This window comes from Streptomyces sp. NPDC088124 (assembly GCF_040685895.1).
Lineage (GTDB): Bacteria > Actinomycetota > Actinomycetes > Streptomycetales > Streptomycetaceae > Streptomyces.
This window is the reverse complement of record NZ_JBFBJB010000029.1, coordinates 1-18,373: the sequence shown is the minus strand read 5'-3', so window position 1 is coordinate 18,373 and position 18,373 is coordinate 1. Positions and strand designations below refer to the sequence as shown.

Annotated in this window: 13 protein-coding genes, 1 tRNA gene and 4 pseudogenes; 10 read left to right on the top strand and 8 right to left on the bottom strand. The window is 70.4% G+C overall.

The annotated features are described in order from the left end of the window. The first annotated feature begins 186 nt into the window (after positions 1 to 186). The 3 genes from AB0P17_RS23785 (at position 187) to AB0P17_RS23775 (ending at position 4,667) form a co-directional block, all read left to right on the top strand. Complete coding sequence (locus tag AB0P17_RS23785; protein WP_365813898.1) at positions 187 to 2,400, top strand: MMPL family transporter; 2,214 nt, start codon at positions 187 to 189, stop codon at positions 2,398 to 2,400. A 393-nt stretch (positions 2,401 to 2,793) separates the two neighbouring features. After that, positions 2,794 to 3,999, top strand: a complete 1,206-nt coding sequence (locus AB0P17_RS23780; RefSeq protein WP_365813897.1) for a histidine kinase — start codon at positions 2,794 to 2,796, stop codon at positions 3,997 to 3,999. After that, a complete protein-coding gene (locus tag AB0P17_RS23775) occupies positions 3,987 to 4,667 on the top strand; it encodes a response regulator transcription factor (protein WP_365813896.1) in 681 nt (226 codons plus the stop codon). Before AB0P17_RS23780 ends, AB0P17_RS23775 begins: the two co-directional genes overlap by 13 nt. A 108-nt stretch (positions 4,668 to 4,775) precedes the next feature. Here AB0P17_RS23775 and AB0P17_RS23770 read toward each other — a convergent pair whose 3' ends face one another. Next, positions 4,776 to 5,411 carry a hypothetical protein gene (locus tag AB0P17_RS23770; protein WP_365813895.1) on the bottom strand — a complete coding sequence of 212 codons (636 nt, stop codon included), beginning with the start codon at positions 5,409 to 5,411 and terminating at the stop codon, positions 4,776 to 4,778. 123 nt (positions 5,412 to 5,534) lie between these two features. Between AB0P17_RS23770 and AB0P17_RS23765 the strand changes: the two are divergent. Further along, a pseudogene (locus tag AB0P17_RS23765) lies at positions 5,535 to 5,861 on the top strand (sensor domain-containing protein); the annotation flags it as partial. Positions 5,862 to 5,917: 56 nt separating this feature from the next. Here the strand turns inward: AB0P17_RS23765 and AB0P17_RS23760 are convergent. The 3 genes and pseudogenes from AB0P17_RS23760 to AB0P17_RS23750 all read right to left on the bottom strand — a co-directional run. Continuing rightward, a pseudogene (locus AB0P17_RS23760) lies at positions 5,918 to 6,763 on the bottom strand (NADP-dependent oxidoreductase); the annotation flags it as partial. A 122-nt stretch (positions 6,764 to 6,885) separates the two neighbouring features. Further along, positions 6,886 to 7,941 (bottom strand): aldo/keto reductase, encoded by a 1,056-nt coding sequence (locus AB0P17_RS23755; protein WP_365813893.1) that lies wholly within the window; start codon positions 7,939 to 7,941, stop codon positions 6,886 to 6,888. A gap of 75 nt (positions 7,942 to 8,016) precedes the next feature. Further along, positions 8,017 to 8,703, bottom strand: a complete 687-nt coding sequence (locus AB0P17_RS23750; protein ID WP_365813892.1) for an SDR family oxidoreductase — start codon at positions 8,701 to 8,703, stop codon at positions 8,017 to 8,019. Positions 8,704 to 8,810: 107 nt separating this feature from the next. Between AB0P17_RS23750 and AB0P17_RS23745 the strand changes: the two genes are divergently transcribed. The 3 genes and pseudogenes from AB0P17_RS23745 to AB0P17_RS23735 all read left to right on the top strand — a co-directional run bounded on the left by AB0P17_RS23745 (position 8,811) and on the right by AB0P17_RS23735 (position 12,895). Beyond that, entirely contained in the window at positions 8,811 to 9,371 is a 561-nt protein-coding gene (locus AB0P17_RS23745; RefSeq protein ID WP_365813891.1) for a TetR/AcrR family transcriptional regulator, read from the top strand. 501 nt (positions 9,372 to 9,872) lie between these two features. Next, positions 9,873 to 10,286: pseudogene (locus tag AB0P17_RS23740) on the top strand (ACT domain-containing protein). A gap of 116 nt (positions 10,287 to 10,402) precedes the next feature. Beyond that, the gene (locus AB0P17_RS23735; RefSeq protein ID WP_365813890.1) at positions 10,403 to 12,895 is read left to right on the top strand and encodes an excinuclease ABC subunit UvrA; all 2,493 of its coding nucleotides are present in this window, start codon (positions 10,403 to 10,405) and stop codon (positions 12,893 to 12,895) included. 40 nt (positions 12,896 to 12,935) lie between these two features. Here the strand turns inward: AB0P17_RS23735 and AB0P17_RS23730 are convergent. Then, positions 12,936 to 13,303: pseudogene (locus AB0P17_RS23730) on the bottom strand (metallophosphoesterase); the annotation flags it as partial. Positions 13,304 to 13,329: 26 nt separating this feature from the next. Here AB0P17_RS23730 and AB0P17_RS23725 point away from each other — a divergent pair. Then, positions 13,330 to 14,151: a hypothetical protein gene (locus AB0P17_RS23725; RefSeq protein WP_365813889.1), complete on the top strand. Its 822-nt coding sequence runs from the start codon at positions 13,330 to 13,332 to the stop codon at positions 14,149 to 14,151. 128 nt (positions 14,152 to 14,279) lie between these two features. Beyond that, positions 14,280 to 14,352, top strand: a tRNA-Arg gene (locus tag AB0P17_RS23720). Between the two features lie 283 nt (positions 14,353 to 14,635). Here AB0P17_RS23720 and AB0P17_RS23715 read toward each other — a convergent pair. Then, complete coding sequence (locus tag AB0P17_RS23715) at positions 14,636 to 15,886, bottom strand: hypothetical protein (protein ID WP_365813888.1); 1,251 nt, start codon at positions 15,884 to 15,886, stop codon at positions 14,636 to 14,638. A 57-nt stretch (positions 15,887 to 15,943) separates the two neighbouring features. Continuing rightward, positions 15,944 to 16,939 (bottom strand): OmpA family protein, encoded by a 996-nt coding sequence (locus AB0P17_RS23710; protein WP_365813887.1) that lies wholly within the window; start codon positions 16,937 to 16,939, stop codon positions 15,944 to 15,946. A gap of 67 nt (positions 16,940 to 17,006) precedes the next feature. Here AB0P17_RS23710 and AB0P17_RS23705 point away from each other — a divergent pair, with 67 nt between their 5' ends. Then, a complete protein-coding gene (locus AB0P17_RS23705; protein ID WP_365813886.1) occupies positions 17,007 to 17,360 on the top strand; it encodes a hypothetical protein in 354 nt (117 codons plus the stop codon). 147 nt (positions 17,361 to 17,507) lie between these two features. Here AB0P17_RS23705 and AB0P17_RS23700 read toward each other — a convergent pair whose 3' ends face one another. Next, positions 17,508 to 18,227, bottom strand: coding sequence for a Crp/Fnr family transcriptional regulator (locus AB0P17_RS23700; RefSeq protein WP_365813885.1), 720 nt, complete (start codon positions 18,225 to 18,227; stop codon positions 17,508 to 17,510). Positions 18,228 to 18,373 lie beyond the last annotated feature (146 nt).

The window sequence follows — 18,373 nt, the reverse complement described above, 5'->3', positions numbered from 1 at the left end:
CCGGACGGGATCGTGGAAATCACTGAGGCACACCGTCCCGGTCTCCGGCCGACACCACGTCGACGCCGGCACCAACACCGGTGCCAACGCCAACACCGGTGCCAGCACCGGCACCGGCACCGGCACCGACGGAGAGAGCCTCACGCCCCTGTCCTGCACCGCCGCTCTGGAGGCTTTCGCACCGTCATGGCAACTTTCCTGTATCACGTGGGCCGCATCGCCTTCAGGTGGCGCTGGTTCGTCACCTTCCTCTGGATAGCCGTGCTGGGCGCCGTCGGCTTCGCCGCCACGAAGGCCCCCGCCGCCCCCGACGACGGATTCGCCATGCCGGGCATCGAGTCCCAGAAGGCGTTCGACCTCCTGGACGAGCGCTTCCCCGGCTCGGGGGCGGACGGGGCGAGCGCCCGCATCGTCTTCATCGCGCCGAGCGGAGAGAAGGTCACCGCAGCCGGCAACAAAACCACCGTCGAGACCCTGGTCCACAAGGCCGCCGACGGCCCGCAGGTGACCGGTGTGGTCAACCCCTTCCAGGCGAAGGCGGTCAGCGAGGACGGCTCCACGGCCTATGCCACCGTCTCCTTCAAGACCCCTGCCGGTGACCTGACCGACGCCAGTAAGGAACACCTTGAGCGAGCCGTTGACCAGGCCAGGGACGCGGGTCTGACCGTCGAGATCGGCGGAGACGCCCTGGCCGCGCAGCCGGCCGCAGGCGGGTCCGCCGAGATGATCGGCATCGCGATCGCGGCGGTGGTCCTGCTGATCACCTTCGGGTCCATGGCCGCGGCCGGGCTGCCGCTGCTGACCGCGATCATCGGCGTCGCCGTCAGCATGACCGCCATCATCGCCCTGGGCAGCACGTTCGGGCTCTCCCTGACCAGCGGGACCCTCGCCTCGATGCTGGGGCTGGCCTGCGGCATCGACTACGCCCTGTTCATCGTCTCCCGCTACCGGGAGGAGCGCGGAAAGGGCCGGGCCGCGCGGGAAGCCGCGGGAATGGCCGTCGGCACGGCGGGGTCCGCGGTGGTCTTCGCCGGTCTGACCGTCGTCATCGCACTCGCCGGCCTGTCGGTGGTCGGCATCCCGATGCTCATCAAAATGGGCCTCACCGCGGCCGGCGCCGTCGTCGTCGCCGTCCTCATCTGTCTCACCCTGGTCCCCGCCCTCCTCGGCTTCTGGCCCAACGCCGTCCTCGCACGTCGCGTCCGCAAGGGCAGGAAGCCCCGCCGTATCAGGACGGACAACGCCGGCAGTCGCTGGGCAAGCCTGGTGGTCCGCCACCCCCTGCCCGTCCTGCTGCTCGGCGTCGTGTGCCTGGGCGCACTCGCCGTACCGGCCGCCGACCTCCAACTGGGCATGCCCGGCGACGAGGCCAAACCCACCTCCACCACCGAACGCCGCGCCTACGACGCCCTCGCCGACGGCTTCGGCCCCGGCTTCAACGGCCCCCTGACCATCGTCGTCGACACCAAGGGCGCCGACGACCCCAAGGCCGCGGCCTCCCTGATCAGCAAGCGGATCGCGGACACCAGCGGAGTCGTCTCCGTCTCCCCGGCGCAGTTCAACCAGGCCGGCGACGCCGCGATACTCTCCGCCACCCCGTCCACCAGCCCCACCGACTCCAGGACCATCGACCTGGTCAAGACCATCCGCGCAGAACGCCCCGGCATCGAGCAGGAAGCCGGGGCCACCTACGAGGTCACCGGCAGCACCGCGATGAACATCGACGTCGCGAAAAAGTTCCAGGACGCGCTGATCCCGTACCTCATCGTCGTGGTCGGCCTCGCGATCGTGCTCCTGCTCTTCGTCTTCCGCTCCCTCCTCGTCCCGCTGAAGGCAGCCCTGGGCTACCTGCTCTCCGTTCTCGCCTCGCTCGGTGTGGTCGTCGCGGTGTTCCAGTACGGCCATGGCGCCGGACTCCTCGGCGTCGAACAGACCGGCCCGATCATGTCCATGATGCCGATCTTCCTGGTGGGCATCGTGTTCGGACTCGCCATGGACTACGAGGTCTTCCTGGTCTCCCGGATCCGCGAGGCGTACGTCCACGGCGACCGGCCCGCGCAGGCGATCGTCTCCGGATTCCGCACCAGCGCCCGCGTGGTCGTCGCCGCCGCACTGATCATGATGGCGGTCTTCGCCGGATTCGTCGGCGCCGACGAATCCATGATCAAGATGATCGGGTTCGGCCTGGCCATCGCCGTCCTCTTCGACGCCTTCGTCGTCCGGATGGCCATCGTGCCCGCCGTCCTCGCCCTCCTCGGCGACCGCGCCTGGCGCCTGCCCCGATGGCTCGACCGGATCCTGCCCGGCATCGACATCGAGGGAGAGGCCATCACCCGCAAGCACCCGGCTCCCGCGGCACCGGCCGGCCAGGACAACTCCGAACTCGTACTCAGCAAGTAGCTCTCGACCGAACCCGGTGGCCGCCTCCCGTAGGCGGCCACCGCTCAGGACCGGGGCCGCCCTGGCGGTATCGGCCCCGCACTCGCCGCACCCGTGGGGACGGGGAACGGCGAGAACCCCGGCCCGGCGGCGAGCATTGGCTGCTCGCCGCCGGGCCGGGCACTGCCCGCCCAAAACAGGCACGGTCGTGAGCAACCGCTGCCACCCGAACCGGCTCAGCGGCGGAGCTGACACTCCTGCCTCAGCACCGCGGCGTACGCGCCCTGCTGCCCGCAGAGGCTGTCCCGCCACGACCACGGGCGGGCCATGGAGGCCGACCGACTTCCACGCCTTTCTTCGTGGTTCCGCGATGGGGCCCCTGGTCTCCGGGCTCGGCGAATTAGCCTGGTCCGCATGCGAAGAACAGTGCTGCAGGCGGCGCGGGCCACGGTGCAACTGGCGAGAGCCGCGATGCTGGGCTTCTTCTCATACCTGTTCGTCACCGTGCTGCTGTTCACGGGCGTCGCCACCCTCCTGGTCGTCGGTGCCGGGCTGCTGCCGGAAACCGTGTTGCTGATCCGCCGGATGGGCGGGGCGAAACGGCGCCAGGTGGCCACCTGGACGGGCCGGACGATCCCCGAGGCGTACCTCCCCCTCACGGGCACGCTCCGGCAGCGGCTGCGCACAGTGGTCACCGACCCCGGCACGCTCACCGATCTGCGGTGGATGTTCGCGTATTACGCCTACGGCCTGCTGGCTGTCCTGGCCGTGCCGCTGTGGCTGGTGGGACTGCTCGTGGACGGCGTGTGGTGCGGACTGCTGCGGCGCCGGGCGTTCGTGCTGCCGCTCATCGTCCGACTCGCGGATCTCGACGCCGCCTGGTCGACAGCGCTGCTCAAGCCCTCGCGCAAGGCGCGTCTTGCCGAGCGCGTCGAGGAACTGGCCGAAACCCGCGCCGGGGCTATTGCCGCGCACGGCGCCGAACTACGCCGTATCGAACGGGACCTGCACGACGGCACCCAGGCCCGGCTGGTCTCACTGTCCATGCGGATCGGTCTCGCGAAGCGGATGTACGGAAGTGACCCGGTGGCCGCCCGCAAGCTCCTGGACGACGCGCAGGACCAGGCCGAGGAGGCACTGACCGAACTCCGGCACGTCGTACGCGGCATCCACCCGCCGATCCTCACCGACCGCGGCCTCACCGGAGCCGTACGCGCACTCGCCGCCAGCAGCGGACTCGACGTCACCGTCGTGGTGACCGGTCTGGCGGACGGGGACGACAGGCGCGACGGGCCCCGCGCCCCGGCGGCGGTCGAGGCCGCCGCGTACTTCGCCGTCGCGGAGACCCTGACCAATGTGGCCCGGCACAGCGGCTCCGACCGGGCCGAGGTCCGGCTCGACCGTACGGCGACGGGGCTGCGCGTACGGGTGCGCGACGAGGGCGAGGGCGGCGCCGAACACGCCCTCGCCGGCCCCGGGGTCGGCGACGGTCTGGAGCCGGGCGGCTCGGGACTGCTCGGCCTGCGGCGCCGGGTCGCCGCGCTGGACGGAACCGTCATCCTGACCAGCCCCGTCGGGGGCCCGACCGTGATCGAAGTGGAGTTGCCGTGCGTGTGGTGATCGCCGAGGACCATGCCCTGCTGCGGGAAGGGCTTGTCCTGCTGCTCTCCTCCGCCGGGCACCAGGTCGTGGCCGTGGCGGGCAGCGGGCCCGAGGTGGTGCCCGCGCTGCTCGCGCATCGCCCGGACGCCGCCGTGCTCGACGTACGGATGCCGCCGGGCTTCCGCGACGAGGGCCTGCGCGCGGCGCTCGCGGCGCGCAAGGAGATCCCCGGGCTGCCGGTGCTCGTCCTCTCGCAGTACGTCGAGGAGTCCTACGCCGCCGAACTGCTGGGCGGCGGCGCGCGCGGCGTCGGCTACCTGCTCAAGGACCGGGTGGGCCGGGTGGACGAGTTCCTGGACGCGCTGGAGCGGGTGGCGGCCGGTGGCACGGCGCTCGATCCCGAGGTGGTGACCGAACTCCTCACCCGCCGCCGGGACTCGCCCCTCGACTCGCTGACACCGCGCGAGCGCGAGGTCCTGAAGCTGATGGCCGAGGGCCATGACAACACCACCATGGCCAAGACCCTCGTCGTCTCGGAGCGGGCGGTGAGCAAACACATCGGCAACGTGTTCCTGAAGCTGGGACTGCCCCCGAGCGACAGCGGACACCGTCGGGTGCAGGCGGTACTCACGTATCTGAACAACGTGCCCGGTGGCCCCGACGAGAACCCCTCGGGCCGCCGGTGAACACGCACAGCGTCGCCGGCGGAAACCGGTTCGCGAGGTCCTGCCCGGGAGACCTGGTTCGTGGAAGGGCGACCATGACCGCCTGTGCACATGGCCGAGCGCCCCGTGTCACGCCGGAAGCGGTGCCGGCTGACCCATCGCCGCAGGCAGCGGGAGGTCCAACGGCAAGGCCGGGGCCGGAAGGGACCGGGGCACCGTCACATTCGGCCTTTGAATCGTCGCCGAGCTCTCGGCCTGCTCTGCGGCCCGGTTCCGGCCGGTGGCGAAGACGTACAGGCGCAGCACCAGAAAACGCCCTGTACCGGCGAGCCCGGAGGCGCAGAGGTAGACGGCCTGCTCGCTCAGCGTCCCGGCCGCCGGTCGCACCGCGTGCAGGATGAGCACCGCGACGGTCGTGACGACGTAGGCGGCCGCTGCCGACCCCGCTGACTGCCAATGCTGACGCCGGCCGGCACGCTGCCGGGCTCCGAAAGTGAAACGCGCGTGAAGCTCCGTGCACAGCACGGTGGAGGCCACAGTGATCAGCGCATTCGCAGCCGTCCAGGGCATCAGCCCGGCAATCGGAGCGACAGCGAAACTGGAGGCGACCCCAACGCCGCCGCCGAAGAATACGAACCGGGCGAAGGACACGAGTGTTCCGGGAAGGGGTCCGGTCCGGACTGCGTCGCCCCTCTCGGTCTCCGCTCCCTCCAGGTATCGCGCCTCACGATCCATGCCCGGATTCGACAGGGCGAGCGACTTCATGGAAATTCCTTCCGGCGCGGGGGAACGGTGAACCTCCGGGATCAACCGGGTTCAACGGTGCCGCCGCCCGCTCGCCGGAACGAGGAGGTGCTCTCCCGAACTCATGGTGCAGTGGGCTACACCATGGCCGGGGTGCCCGCTCTCCCGCGCCCAGGGGAGTGGGGATTCAGCTTGGTCGGCATGCGAAGAACAGTGAGGCAGGCAGCGCGGGCCACGGCGCAGTTGGCGGAAGCCGCAGCCCTCGGCTTCTTCTCATACCTGTTCGTCACGGTGCTGCTGGCCGTGGCCGCCGGCACGATGATGCTGGTCGGTGCCGGGCTGCTGCCGGAGGCGGTCCTGCTGCCGCGTCGACTCGCGGGAGCCAAGCGACGCCAGGTCGAGGGATGGACGGGGAGAGAGATCCCTGAGGCCTATCCGTCCCTGACGGGCCCGCTCCGGACGCGGCTGCGCACGGCGGTCGGCGACCCCGGTACGCACACCGATCTGCGGTGGATGGCGGTCCACTACGCCTTCATGAACAGGAAGGAGTACGTCACGTTGCGGCGCGTGGCGCTGCGCCGGGTTGTGAGGCTCAGCGCACCCACGGCCAGTCGGAGGACAGCGTTCGCGCCCAGCTCGCGGGCGAAGGCCGGGTCGGGAGGGCCCGCGACGCTGATGATCGTCCCGCCGGGCTTGAGTACACGCAGGGACTTCTTGAGTGTCTTGCCGCCGAGGGTGTCCAGGACGACGTCGTAGCCGTCGAGGACCGTCTCGAAGTCCTGCTTCTTGTCGTCGACGACGATGTCCGCGCCGAGTTCCCTCACCAGCTCGGTCTTGGCCGTGCTCGCGGTGGCGGCCACGTACGCGCCCAGATGCTTCGCCAACTGGACGGCGACGGTGCCGAGACCGCCGGCGCCCCCATGGATCAGAACCTTCTGGCCCGGCCGCACCTGCGCCCGCTCGACCAGCGCCTGCCACGCGGTCAGGGCGACCAGGGGAAGGGACGCGGCCTCCGCCATGGTGAGCGTGGCCGGTTTGGCCGCCACGTCGTCCTGGTGGACGGCGATGAATTCGGCGAACGTGCCGATACGGTCCTTGTCGGGCCGCGCGTAGACCTCGTCGCCCACCGCGAAGCGTGTGACGGCCGGTCCCACCTGGACCACCTTCCCGGCGAGGTCGTTGCCCAGGACGAGCGGGAGACGGTACGGGAGGATGGCCTTGAATTCGCCGTCGCGGAGCTTGAGGTCGAGCGGGTTGACGCTCGCCGCGTGGATCCGGACCAGAACGTCGTCGGCGCCCACCTGAGGCTCGGGCATCTCGCCGGCGCGTACGCCCGCCTTGTCGCCGTACCGCTCGATCATGAAGGTCTTCATCGTCGTCTCCGTTGCCCGCCGGCGAGGGGCGAGACCTTCGGGCTTCGGTCACCCGCGCGGTGCCCGCCGCAAACCTCAAGGGCGGTGTCATCACCGGGAACCGATCACGAGGCTTTCGAGGGTCAGGCCACCGGCGCGGCCGGGGCGATGACGCGGTCGACGTCGCCTCCCTGGATACCGCCCAGGGATCCGGCGATCGCCTCGTGGGGGACTCCGAGCGGCACCTCGCTGACGCCGGAGAGCCGGGCGAACTGCTCGGAGGTCAGCTGGATGTCGAGGGCGCTCAGGTAGCTGTCGAGCTGGGTGAGGCTGCGCGGCCCGATGACCGGGACGAGCGAGGTCGCCGACCGGGCGGCACGCTCCCGTACCCAGGCCACCGCCACCTGCGCGGGCGTCACGCCGGTCTCCTCGGCGACGGCCAGAACGGCGTCGACGACGCGGGTCTTCTGGTCGGTGCTCTCCGTGTGGATGACCCTCCCCAGGTCGCTCAGCCGCCCCTCGGCACTGCGCCGGTACTTCCCGGTGAGCAGTCCGCCGCCGAGCGGGGACCACAGGGCGGCGCCGAGTCCCAGGCTCTCGGCCATCGGCAGGAGCTCGCGGTCGGCGGTCCGCTCGACCAGGCTGTACTCGTTCTGGATGCCCACGACGGGCGCCCAGTTCTTGACGTCCGCGAGGGTCGCCGCCCGTGAGACGCGCCAGGCGGGGAAGTTGGACAGGCCGGCGTGGTGGATCTTGCCGGAACTCACCAGGTCGTCGAAGCCGCGCAGGATCTCTTCCACGGGGGTGAGTTCGTCGGGGAAGTGCACCCAGAGCAGGTCGATGTGGTCGGTGCCCAGACGCTCCAGACTGGCCTCCACCGAGGCGACCATGGTCTTGCGGCTGTTGCCCGTCCTGGAGATGCCCGGCTGAGGCGCGGCTCCGAGGGTGAACTTGGTGGCCAGGACGAAGTGGTCCCGGTCCGCGGAGACGAACTTCCCCGTCAGCTCCTCCGACTCGCCGAACTGATACGCGTCCGCGGTGTCGAGGAAGGTGCCGCCCGCTTCAGCGAACCGGTCGAAGATACGGCGGGCCTCGTCCGGCTCGGCACCGGCGCCCCAGCGGGTGCCGAAGTTCGCCGTGCCGAGCGCGTACTCGGACACACGCAGTCCGGTCCGGTGTCCGAAGGTCGTGTAACGCATCAGGTGTCCTCACTCAGGGAGCAGGGATAGGAAGGGGAAGGAGAAGACCGGGGCAGTGGGGCGGCACGGCGCGTCTCACGCCGCGTTGGGGATGGCGGCGAGGTTCTGCCTGACGTACCGGGTGGTCTCGTCGGCGAGGATCTCGGGCAGCCCCGTCTCGATGCCGTCCAGAGCCTGTGTGGCGACATCGGCGGGGTCCGCCTTCTGGTCGGCGGGAACGCCCGCGGCCATGTCGGTATCCATGTATCCGACGTGCAGCGCCGAGACGGTGATACCGCGGGGCGCCAGTTCCTCCCGGGCCGCGTCGGTCAGCGCCCACGCGGCGGCCTTGGTCGCAGCGTAGGAGCCGAGGCCGGCGGGGTGCACCCAGGACAGGACGGACAGGACGTTCAGTACGGCGCCGCCGCCGTTGGCCTCGATGACGGGGGCGAAGGCCCGGGTCACGGTGAGCGGGCCGAAGAAGTTCGTCTCCATTTCCTGGCGCACCGCGTCCGGGCCACCGGCGATCAGCGGGGTGAAAGTGGAGATGCCCGCGTTGTTCACCAGCAGCGTCGCGTCGGACGCGATGCGGGCGGCGGCCCGTACGGACTCCTCGTCCGTCACGTCCAAGCGCAGCGGGGTGACGCCCGGCAGGTCCACCGTCTCGGGGCGGCGGGCCGCCGCGTACACGGTTGCTCCGCGTGCCACGAGCTGGGCGGCCAGATGGCGGCCGAGTCCCCGGTTGGCGCCGGTGACCACCGCGACCGCGTCCTTGAGTTCCATGTCCGCTCCCTGTGCCGGGGTGCCGCACGGCCCCCAAATAGATTACGACTACCATCTAAACATGTTCTAGGATAGATGGCAATCGACATCCAATCGGGAGGTGGCTGATGGGCCGCGTATCGCAGGCACAGGCGGAGGAGAACCGCCGACGGGTCGTGGAGACCGCCTCCCGGCTGTTCCGGGAGCGGGGCACCCACGTCAGCGTCGCCGACCTCATGAAGGCGTCCGGCCTGACCCACGGCGGCTTCTACAAACAGTTCGCCTCCAAGGAGGCGCTCGTCGACGAAGCCACCGCCCACGCGTTCGGCACGCTCACCCGGCTCCGTGAGGACGCGGCGGAGAGGTACGACGGACAGCGCGACGTGGCCCAGCGGACGTTGATCGACACCTACCTCTCGACCGAGCACCGCGACAGCGCGGCGGACGGCTGCCCCGCCGCCGCGCTCGCCGTCGACATGGCGCGCGCCCCCGGGGAGGGCGAGGCCCACCGCGTCTACGCCGAGGGAGTGGGCGACTTCGCCGCATGGCTGGAGACCGAGGACGAGGACGGCATCACCCGGCTCTGCACGATGCTCGGCGCACTCGTCCTGTCCCGGGCCACGAAAGGATCCCCGCTCTCCGAGGAGATCCTCACCGCCGCGCACGCGGCACTGACAGCCACCAGATGACCAGCGACACGGTGCCGGGTAGCACGCCGCAGGAATTCACCGCCTCGTCAGGAGCAAGGCGCGCACCCGGCCGCGCGGAGAGCCCGTACCAGAGCTGAGACCCGTCCCTGTTTCAGGCTGCTTGGCCGTATCCGCCCGGTCCCCGCGGCGGCGTCTCGCTCCGCAGTAGCTGCTTTCGAGGGTGGCGTCGGCTTGACGGGCTCGGAGCGTCGCTCGCTGGGCGGTCGTTGGCAGCGACTGATGGAAGCAACCGGCAAACGCACCCGCCGCGCCTACCCCGAACGGCACCAGGTCCTGCACGGCGACGCCCCCGTCGCCTGCCCGCCTTCCTCCCCCCGCGGAGCCCGCGCGGGTGGTCGCCGACACGAGCCTTCGGGTACTCCGCGGCGTATGAGTCACCCGTCCGGCGACCACCACTCGCTCCCCCGGTCGATCGGACGACAGCCCGGTCTGCCGCTCTCGGTGCGTCGTCCGCCCGCCCGGCTGTACAGGGTGTCCCCCGTGTATGGCGAGACTGACCTGCGACGGCTCCTGATCGACATGCGGCCGGAGATGAATCCGGGGCGCTACGTGTTCACCACTGTGGCCGGTGACATCCCGCCGGAGTGACCCCGGTCGTCACGGTGGCCGAGCGCGAAGGCCTCACTCTGGTGCTGCGGCAGGAGGACGCCGAGGCGGGCGGGGCTGGGGTACGACTACGTGGCCGGGTGGCTGGTCCTGCGGGTGCACTCCGCCCTGGATGCGGTGGGCCTGACCGCCGCCGTCGCCCATGAACTCGCTCGGGCCGGAGTCAGCTGCAACGCAGTGGCCGGATTCCACCACGACCATCTCTTCGTGCCGTACGAGGTGGCGGACCGTGCCATGGACCTGCTCGAAGGGCTCTCCCGCAGATCGGCGGCCGACGTCGCGCAGTAGTCTCATTGGTTTGTCCGGGAGGGGCTTTCGAGGTGCTCGGAAAGAGGACGCCGGGCCCCTACCGGGCGTTCCGGCCCGTACGTTGTCCTTCCCGCCGTCGGGAGAGGACTGAGGAAATGACAGAATGCGTGCGCACCTCGGAGACCATCGAGGTGGTGGGGGCACGGACCAACAACCTCCGCGATGTCACCGTGAGCATCCCCAAGGGCCGGGTGGTGGCCTTCACCGGGGTCAGCGGCAGCGGCAAGACCTCGTTAGCGATCGACACTCTGCACAGCGAGGCCCAACTCCGTTATCTGGAAGGGCTCTCGCCGTTCGTCCGGCAGTACATCACCCAGCGCAACCGTCCCAAGGTGGACCGGATCCTCGGTCTCGGCGCCACCCTCGCCGTCGACCAGCGCCGGCTCAACCGCAACCCCCGCTCCACCGTCGCCACCATCACCGGTATCGACGGCCACCTCGGACTGCTCTACTCCCGGCTGCCCGGCATCGGCCCGGACGCGATATCCGGTGACGGCCATCTCAGTACCGCCCACTTCGACCGGCACACCCCGGAGGGAAGCTGCTCCGACTGCCACGGCGTCGGCGGACGCTGGCAGGCACGGGAGGAACTCGTCGTCACGCACCCGGAGTTGCCCCTGTTCGACGGAGCCTCCCCCTGGTACGCGAAGTGGCGCTCCGGCGAACACGCCTTCATTCCCGCACTGGCCGAGAAACGCGGCGTGGACCTCGCACAGCCCTGGCAGTCGCTGCCCGAGGGCTTCCGGCACGACGTGCTGCACGGCACGGGTGACGAGAGGATCGAGGCGACCGTCGACATGCCGAACAAGAACGAGATGTCCTCCTGGACGTACACCTCCAGCGAGCCGCTGCGCGGAGCGCTCGCCGAGGTGGAGAGGGTCTTCGCGAATGCGGCGACTCCCAGCGCCAAGGAGCGCTATCTGCCGTACATGCGCAAGATGCCCTGCACCACCTGTGGCGGCACCGGCTACGACGCGATCGCCCGGTCGGTACGGCTCGGCGGGCTCTCCTACCCCGAACTGCTGGAGGTCGACGTCCGGGAGGTACGCGCCTGGGGCGACCGGGTCACCTCCGGTCTCGGCACCGGCCGGCGCGCAGTCGGCGAACCCCTCCTCCAGGACCTTGCCCGAAGACTCCGCGTGCTGGACCGCCTCGGCCTCGCCCATCTCCAACTGTCGCGCGGCGCGGCCACCCTGTCCGGCGGCGAACTCCAGCGCACCCGGCTCGCCGCCCAGCTCAGCACCGAACTCAGCGACATCATCTTCGTCCTGGACGAACCGGGCACCGGCCTCCACCCTGCGGACAAGGCCCATCTGCTGGACATTGCGCTGGAACTGCGCGCCGCTGGGAACAGCGTGCTGCTGGTCGAACACGACCCTGAACTGATCGCCCGCGCCGACTGGGTGATCGACATGGGACCGGGCGCCGGACGGCTGGGCGGCGAGGTGCTCGTCTCCGGCACCCCCGCAGACATCGCCGCGCACCCCCGCTCGCTCACCGGCCACTACCTCGCCGGGAAGGGACCGCGGCTGCGCCGTACCCGCCGGCCGGTCGGGGAGGGCACTCGCTGGGTGGAGCTGCACGGGCTGTCCGCGCACAACGTGACAACGGACCTGGTCCGCTTCCCCGTGGGCCGGCTGACCTGTCTGACCGGGGTCAGCGGCAGCGGCAAGAGCAGTCTGCTCGGCGCGCTCGGTGCCGGGACGGAGGCGGCTTTGACCGGAACGACGGCCGAAACCGTCCGCCGGGTCGCCGGGAGCGAGCGCTTCAGCTGGGTCGCCGTGGTCGACCAGGAGCCGATCGGCCGGACACCCCGGTCCAGCCCCGCCACGTACAGCAAGGCGTTCGACATCGTCCGCAAGCTGTTCTCGGAGACCGACGAGGCACGCAAGCGCGGCGTCAAGTCCTCCTGGTTCTCCTTCAACACGGCCAACGGCGGACGCTGCGAGACCTGCACCGGGTACGGCCGCAAGCTGGTCGACATGCACTTCCTGCCGGACGTGTGGGTGGTCTGCGACGCCTGTGAGGGCCGCCGCTACACACCGGAGGCCCTGGAGATCACCTACGAGGGGTTGACCATCGACGGGGTGCTGGAGCTGACCGTCGCCGAGGCCGTCGAACGCCTCACGGGACAGCGGCAGTTGGCGGAGGCCCTGGAGGCCATGGACCGGGTCGGCCTCGGCTATCTGCAACTCGGCCAGAACGCCACGCAACTCTCCGGCGGCGAGGCGCAGCGCCTGAAGCTGGCGTCGGCGATCCAGCGCGGATCGGCGGGGCGCAAGGCCGGACTGGTCGTGCTCGACGAACCCGTCTCCGGTCTGCACCCCTCCGACATCCAGCGCATGGTGGACGCCTTCGACCTGCTGCTCGACTCGGGCAACACCGTGGTCGTCGCCGAGCACGACATCCCCGTCGCGGCCTCCGCGGACTGGGTGATCGACCTGGGGCCGGGCGCCGGCCCGGACGGCGGCGCGGTCGTGGCCGCGGGTACCCCGGACCAGGTCGCCGAAGCCGACACCCCGACCGCGGGCTTCCTGCGCCGGTACACGGCGGGCCTGCCGCTGCTGGGCGGGCCCGGCGGCCACTGAGGCACCGGTGGCGCCCCGCGCCCGGCCGTCGCGTACACGGTCAGACGCGGGGCGACGCCAGTTCCACGACGGTGATGTCCGGGGCGGCGCCCAGCCGGACCGGCGGCCCCCAGAAGCCGGTGCCCCGGGTCACGTAGAGCAGGGTGTCCCCGTGCCGCCCAGCCCGGCGACGTCCGGGGTGGCCAGGGCAGTGAGATGGGTGAAGGGCCAGAGCCGGCCGCCGTGGGTGTGGCCGGACAACTGGAGATCCACCCCGCAACGGGCGGCCTCCATGACCTGTGCGGGCTGGTGGGCGAGGAGGACGACGGCCCGGTCCCGGTCGCGTCCGCCGAGCGCGCACTCGTAGTCCGGGCCGTCGTCGGGGTCGGCGCCGCTCGCGTCCTCGACCCCGGCCAGGTCGAAGCCAGGACGGCGGGAGCGACGACAGGACAACGATGGTCCTGGGCACCAAATCCGTCGCCTACCCCACCCGCCACCGCGGCTACTTCCGCCGGGGCTTCCTCCGCTACCGCCACGTCCCCCGCGACCACCCCGGCGGCGAAGCCGCCATCGCCCTGGAAACCGCCTGCGCCCTCCTCGACGCAGCCGACGGCTGTATGGGCGTCCTCTCCGACGGCGCCTTCCGCGGCACGCACCGCGACATCATCGCCCGCCGCGGAAGACTCCTCATCAACAAACAGCACAAGGGCGCCCGCCCCCGCTACATCCGCACCCTCACGCACCCCCACTGTGCCCACGAACTCTGGTCCAAGAACGGACGCGTCCACGAACGCGTCTTCCTCGACAACGGCACCAACACCCTGCTGCCCGCCCCCGTCCGCAAACTCGAACGCCGCCGTTCCGCCCACACCCACCGCTGGTACCACCTCCTGGCCATCCCCTGCCCCCGCGGCCCGCATGAACATCGCGAACCCGTCGGCATCACCACCGCCCCCGGCGAACGTGAAGCAGGCCACAGCGACACGGAACAAGGCTTCCACCGCGCCGAACACCTCCTCCAAATCCCCGACGCCACCCGCACCCACCAGAACCTCTACGGGGGTCGCGAGGACAGCGAATCCGGCTTCTCACAACTCGACCGTTCCCTCTGGAACCGCCGCGTGATCGCCTTCGGAGCCGAAGCCCAGAGCCTCGTCATCCTCGGCTTCATGCTCGCCCGGAACGCCACCAGCCACGCCCGCTACACCGAAGACCCCACATACGCCGACGCAGATGCAGAAACCACCGACGACACCGGCCAAAGCCCGGCGCGCTGAGGCGGCCACCACGGCCCCGCCCACATCCGCTAGGCTGTCCTGGGCTGCCGTCACAGGCAGCTCAGGACCTTGCCTCAACATGGACGAGTCATCACTCAGAGTATTCATCCATGTTTCACGCAAGGCCCGCCTTCGTAGCTCAGGGGATAGAGCACCGCTCTCCTAAAGCGGGTGTCGCAGGTTCGAATCCTGCCGAGGGCACAGCGCATTACCGCTCTGACCTGGGTTTTCTCCCCCCAGGGCGGGGCTCTATTCGGCCTCGGACGTCTCGTCCGGGGCCGTTTGCGTGAGCGGACGGGCCGCCAGGCCCCCGGCACGTCCCCGGATCCCACGGCGCAATCTGCCACCGGTTCGCCCCCGGGCTCCTTGTCCTTGTCGGGCCTCGGGCTCGGTGTTCTCGCGAGTGGCTCGGGGCATGCGGTATGAGGCGTGCTGCGGTCTCAACGATGGCGGGGCTGCTTGGAGGGGCACGCTCGTATGGCCTTCACATCGGGCCGAGTTGAGCGTCGATGCGGCTGATCAGTTCGGTGCGGCGGGCGCGCAGTTCGGCCGGGGCGCAGGTGGCGGCGATCCGGTGAGCTTCGACCAAGGGGCCGAGCTCCGGTGGGGGCTCGACCACGCCGGAGAAGAGCGGGGCCACCCAGGCGGCTGTCGGCGCCTGCGCCGCCGCTCCGCCCGGCGGGGCGGCCGGGGCGGGCGGGATGTGGCCGGCCTGTCCGTGGAACATACGGGCAGTGAGGATGGCTGCCTCCCAGACACGCATGCTCTCCAGGCGTACCTGCGAGGCGAGTTCATCGCGTAGCGCGCACAGATCGCTCCAGGCCCGCTCATGCCGGCGCAGGGCATCGCCGGCTCGCCGCACCAGCAAGGCGTACGTCAGCCTGGCCCGCAGGAGGTCGCGACGGGCCTCGGCAGCGCTGTCCGCGTATGGGTTGTGGGCGACGATCTTCATCGCCACGGCAGTGATCGCGAGCACCAGCATCAGCACGGCGACCCAGCCGGGCGCGTAGCGGGCGCCCTCGACCTCCTCCCCCACTCCGGTGTCACGGGCCCGCAGTACCGCCCACACGGTGACGGTGGACAGCACGGCGGCCAGGTAGAGGACAGGCAGCGCGAGCGCACCGAGCAACGACAGTCCGGGGCGGCGGTCGTGGAGAGCCCGCAGCCGCTCGCGTACCCGGTGCAATGGGGCCGCGATCGCGTGCCCGGACAGCATCAGAGCCAGGGCCAGGACGACACCGGGCAGGAAGGAGACCGTCTGCTCGACCGCCGAGACCGCCTCCTCACTGGTCGTGAGGTATTGGAAGACCTGCATGAAGTACCACGCGTCGAACACGGCCATGGCGGCGATGACCGGCCAGCGCAGCGCCCGTATCCACAGTTCGCGGCGGCGCCGGTCGTGGGCACCGTCCTCCGCGTGGCGGAGCTCGACCGCCTCTTGGGCCGCCCGGGTCGTCCGGAGAGAAGCAGCGGCTTCGAAACGAGCCAGAGACTGGAGTGCCTCCTCGGTCCGCGCGTGGGCGTCGATCGTACGGGCCCGGGCGGCGGCGAGTTGCTCACGGTTGTGGCCGACGAGTTCGCCGACCTCGCGGGCCGCGCGCAGCAGCAACCGCATCTCACCGTTGTCCAGGTGCTCCGGGTCCCGTTCGGGGCCGTGCTCGGCGCTCTTCACCAGGTGCCGGATGTCGCATCCACAGCCGTGGTGGCACGGGATGCCTCGATGATTCTGGAACATGGACGAGATCCTTTTCCAAGACGTGCTTCTCGAACGGCTGCGGGCTGCGGCGGGCGATCAGCGGCGTACCGTCACAGCGATCTCCACCCGGCGGTTGCACGCCATGGCCGCGTAGTCTGGTACGCCGTCGTGGTACTCAGGGGTGCAGCTGGGGCGGTCGTTGGAATATCCGCGTGCGGAGACCACCGTGACCCCGCGCTTGGTGAGGGCGGCCTGGACAGAGTCCGCGCGGGCGAGCGAGAGCTCCCTGCCGCGTTGTTCGCTGCCACGTGAGTCGGTGTGCCCAAAGACGGCGACCGAGACGGGATCGAGGTCCTTGATCCGACGTGCGGCGTCGTCCAGCGTGCTCTGCGCCGATGGGGACAGCTCCGCCCGGTCGGTCGCGAACAGGACGGAGCCGGGCAGGGTGATCGTGGTGACCCGTCCGGCCGGCTGCTCCGAGACGGCCGGGAAGGTCACCTCCGGTTCCGTCTTCACCGCCTCGGTGTTCTTTCCCGCCTCGCGGACCCGGGCGGTGGCGGCCGCCTCGCAGGAGGAGGCGCCGGTCGCCTCGCACAGCTGGGTCCAGAAAGTGGCCAGCCAGGCGGTCTGCGGGGAGGACGGCGCCTCACCCCGGGCTGCGCGGCCTATGCCGACGAGGTTCACCTCGGCGCCCGCCAGGTCGGGCAATTCGCCCGCTTTGCGGCAGCGCTCCACCGTCGCCTTGATCTCGTCCGAGCCGTCGAACCCGACGGAGCGCAGGTCCGCACAGCCGGTGTTGGTCAGCCCGTCGGTCGCCACGACGATCCGGTGGCGACCGTCCCCCGGGCCGAGGTGGTCGTCAGCCGCGGCCAGCGCACCGAGCACGTCCGTACGATCGATGCTCGGCGCTCCGGCGGACAACTCCCGCAGCCGCTTCTCCACACAGCCGCGTCGGCCGCTCCGCCGGTCCTTCTTCAGTGTGTCGGTGCCCTTCACAGGTGTGACGAGCGTGCGATCCACTTCCCAGTCCACGGTGGCCCGGGTGCCGTCGAAGCCGGCGACGGAAAGAAGCCTGCCCTCCAACGCCGGCATCGCGAGTCCCTTGGCAGTCAGCAAGGTGGTCGCCCAGTCCGGTACCCGACCCCGCGGTGGAGTGTTCTTGTCCGGCTGGGCGGACGCGGGCCACGCCGAGGTCGACGGCAAGCCGGAGCCGCATCCGCTCTCCTGCGGCGAGGTTGGCGTTGCGCTCGCCGAGCCGGATGGCCAGGTTCCGTACGAAGCCGCCGAGCACCACCGGTTCCGGGGTCTCAAGCGGCAGTACGGCGAACTCCTGATCCCCTTGCGGCTGACGTTCCCACCCCGTGCGGTCCAGACCGCTGAGCACCGCCGCCTCCTCAAGTACTCGCACCAAGTCGGCCTGGAAGGCCTCCTGGCTCGGGGTGTCGAGGCGGCTGTACTTCTCCACGTCGGCGGCCATGCACAGATGGCGTGTGATGATCTCCTGCGAATGTGAATGCGATTGCGAAGGCGGTGTCATGGACTCGGTTCACCCGTCTGCTTGGTTGAGCGCGGTTGGCGTCAACTGTGCAGCCGGAGACGGGGAACACCGAGTAGGTCGTAAAAATACGGTTTCCAGCGGACGGGACGGGCGACGCCCCCGTTACGGAATGGCCGCGCGCAGCCGGGCGGCTTCCCGCAGTCGAGCCAGGTCGAGGACAGTGGTACGTCGGTAGCCGGTGGTGATGAGTCCGTCCCTGCGCAGTTCGGCGAGCGCCTTGTGGATGGTGACCTCCGCCGACCCGGTGAGCGCGGCCAATTCCGGCTGGGTGAGGTCGACCCCTATGACCAGCCCACGCGGCACCGGATGTCCGTGCGAGCCCGCCAGCTCGGCGAGTACGCGGGCGAGCCGCACCTTGACCGGATACCCCCCGAATTCCACCCGCCGTTGGTTCGACCAGCGGAGCCGCTGGACAACGATCCGATTGACCGCGCGCGCCGCCTCAGCGTGGGATTCCAGGAAGAACCGGAGGCCGGACTCGCGAACTATGCTGGCGGCGATCTCTCCACAAGCGGTGACCGTGGCCGACCTCGGCGCGCCGTCATCCATGGCAGCCATCTCGCCGACTATGTCCCCGCCGACCCGGATGGCGAGCAGCGCCTCGTGACCGTTGTCCAGGCGAGCGGTGACCTTGACGAATCCTGAGCGCAGGAGCACGACATGGTTGGAACAGTCGCCCTCGCGAATCAGGATCTCTTCGGGTAGGTAACGGCAGCGCGTACCGATCCGGAGCAGCTTGGCGCGGACGGGTTCCGACAGGCAACCGAGGAAGCTGCGGGCGGGCCACCCCTTCTGGCCCTGGGATTCGGACTGAGGCGTCAAGGACGCTCCTCTCCTTCTCGCTCCAACTCTGATCCGTTTCTGATCCATGTGAGACCGACCGGCGAATGGGGGGTGGGAGAAGGAGCGGGGCTGGGGTGCGTGCATCGCAAGGCGGAGGATCGAGGCATGGCGGAGCCATGGTGAGT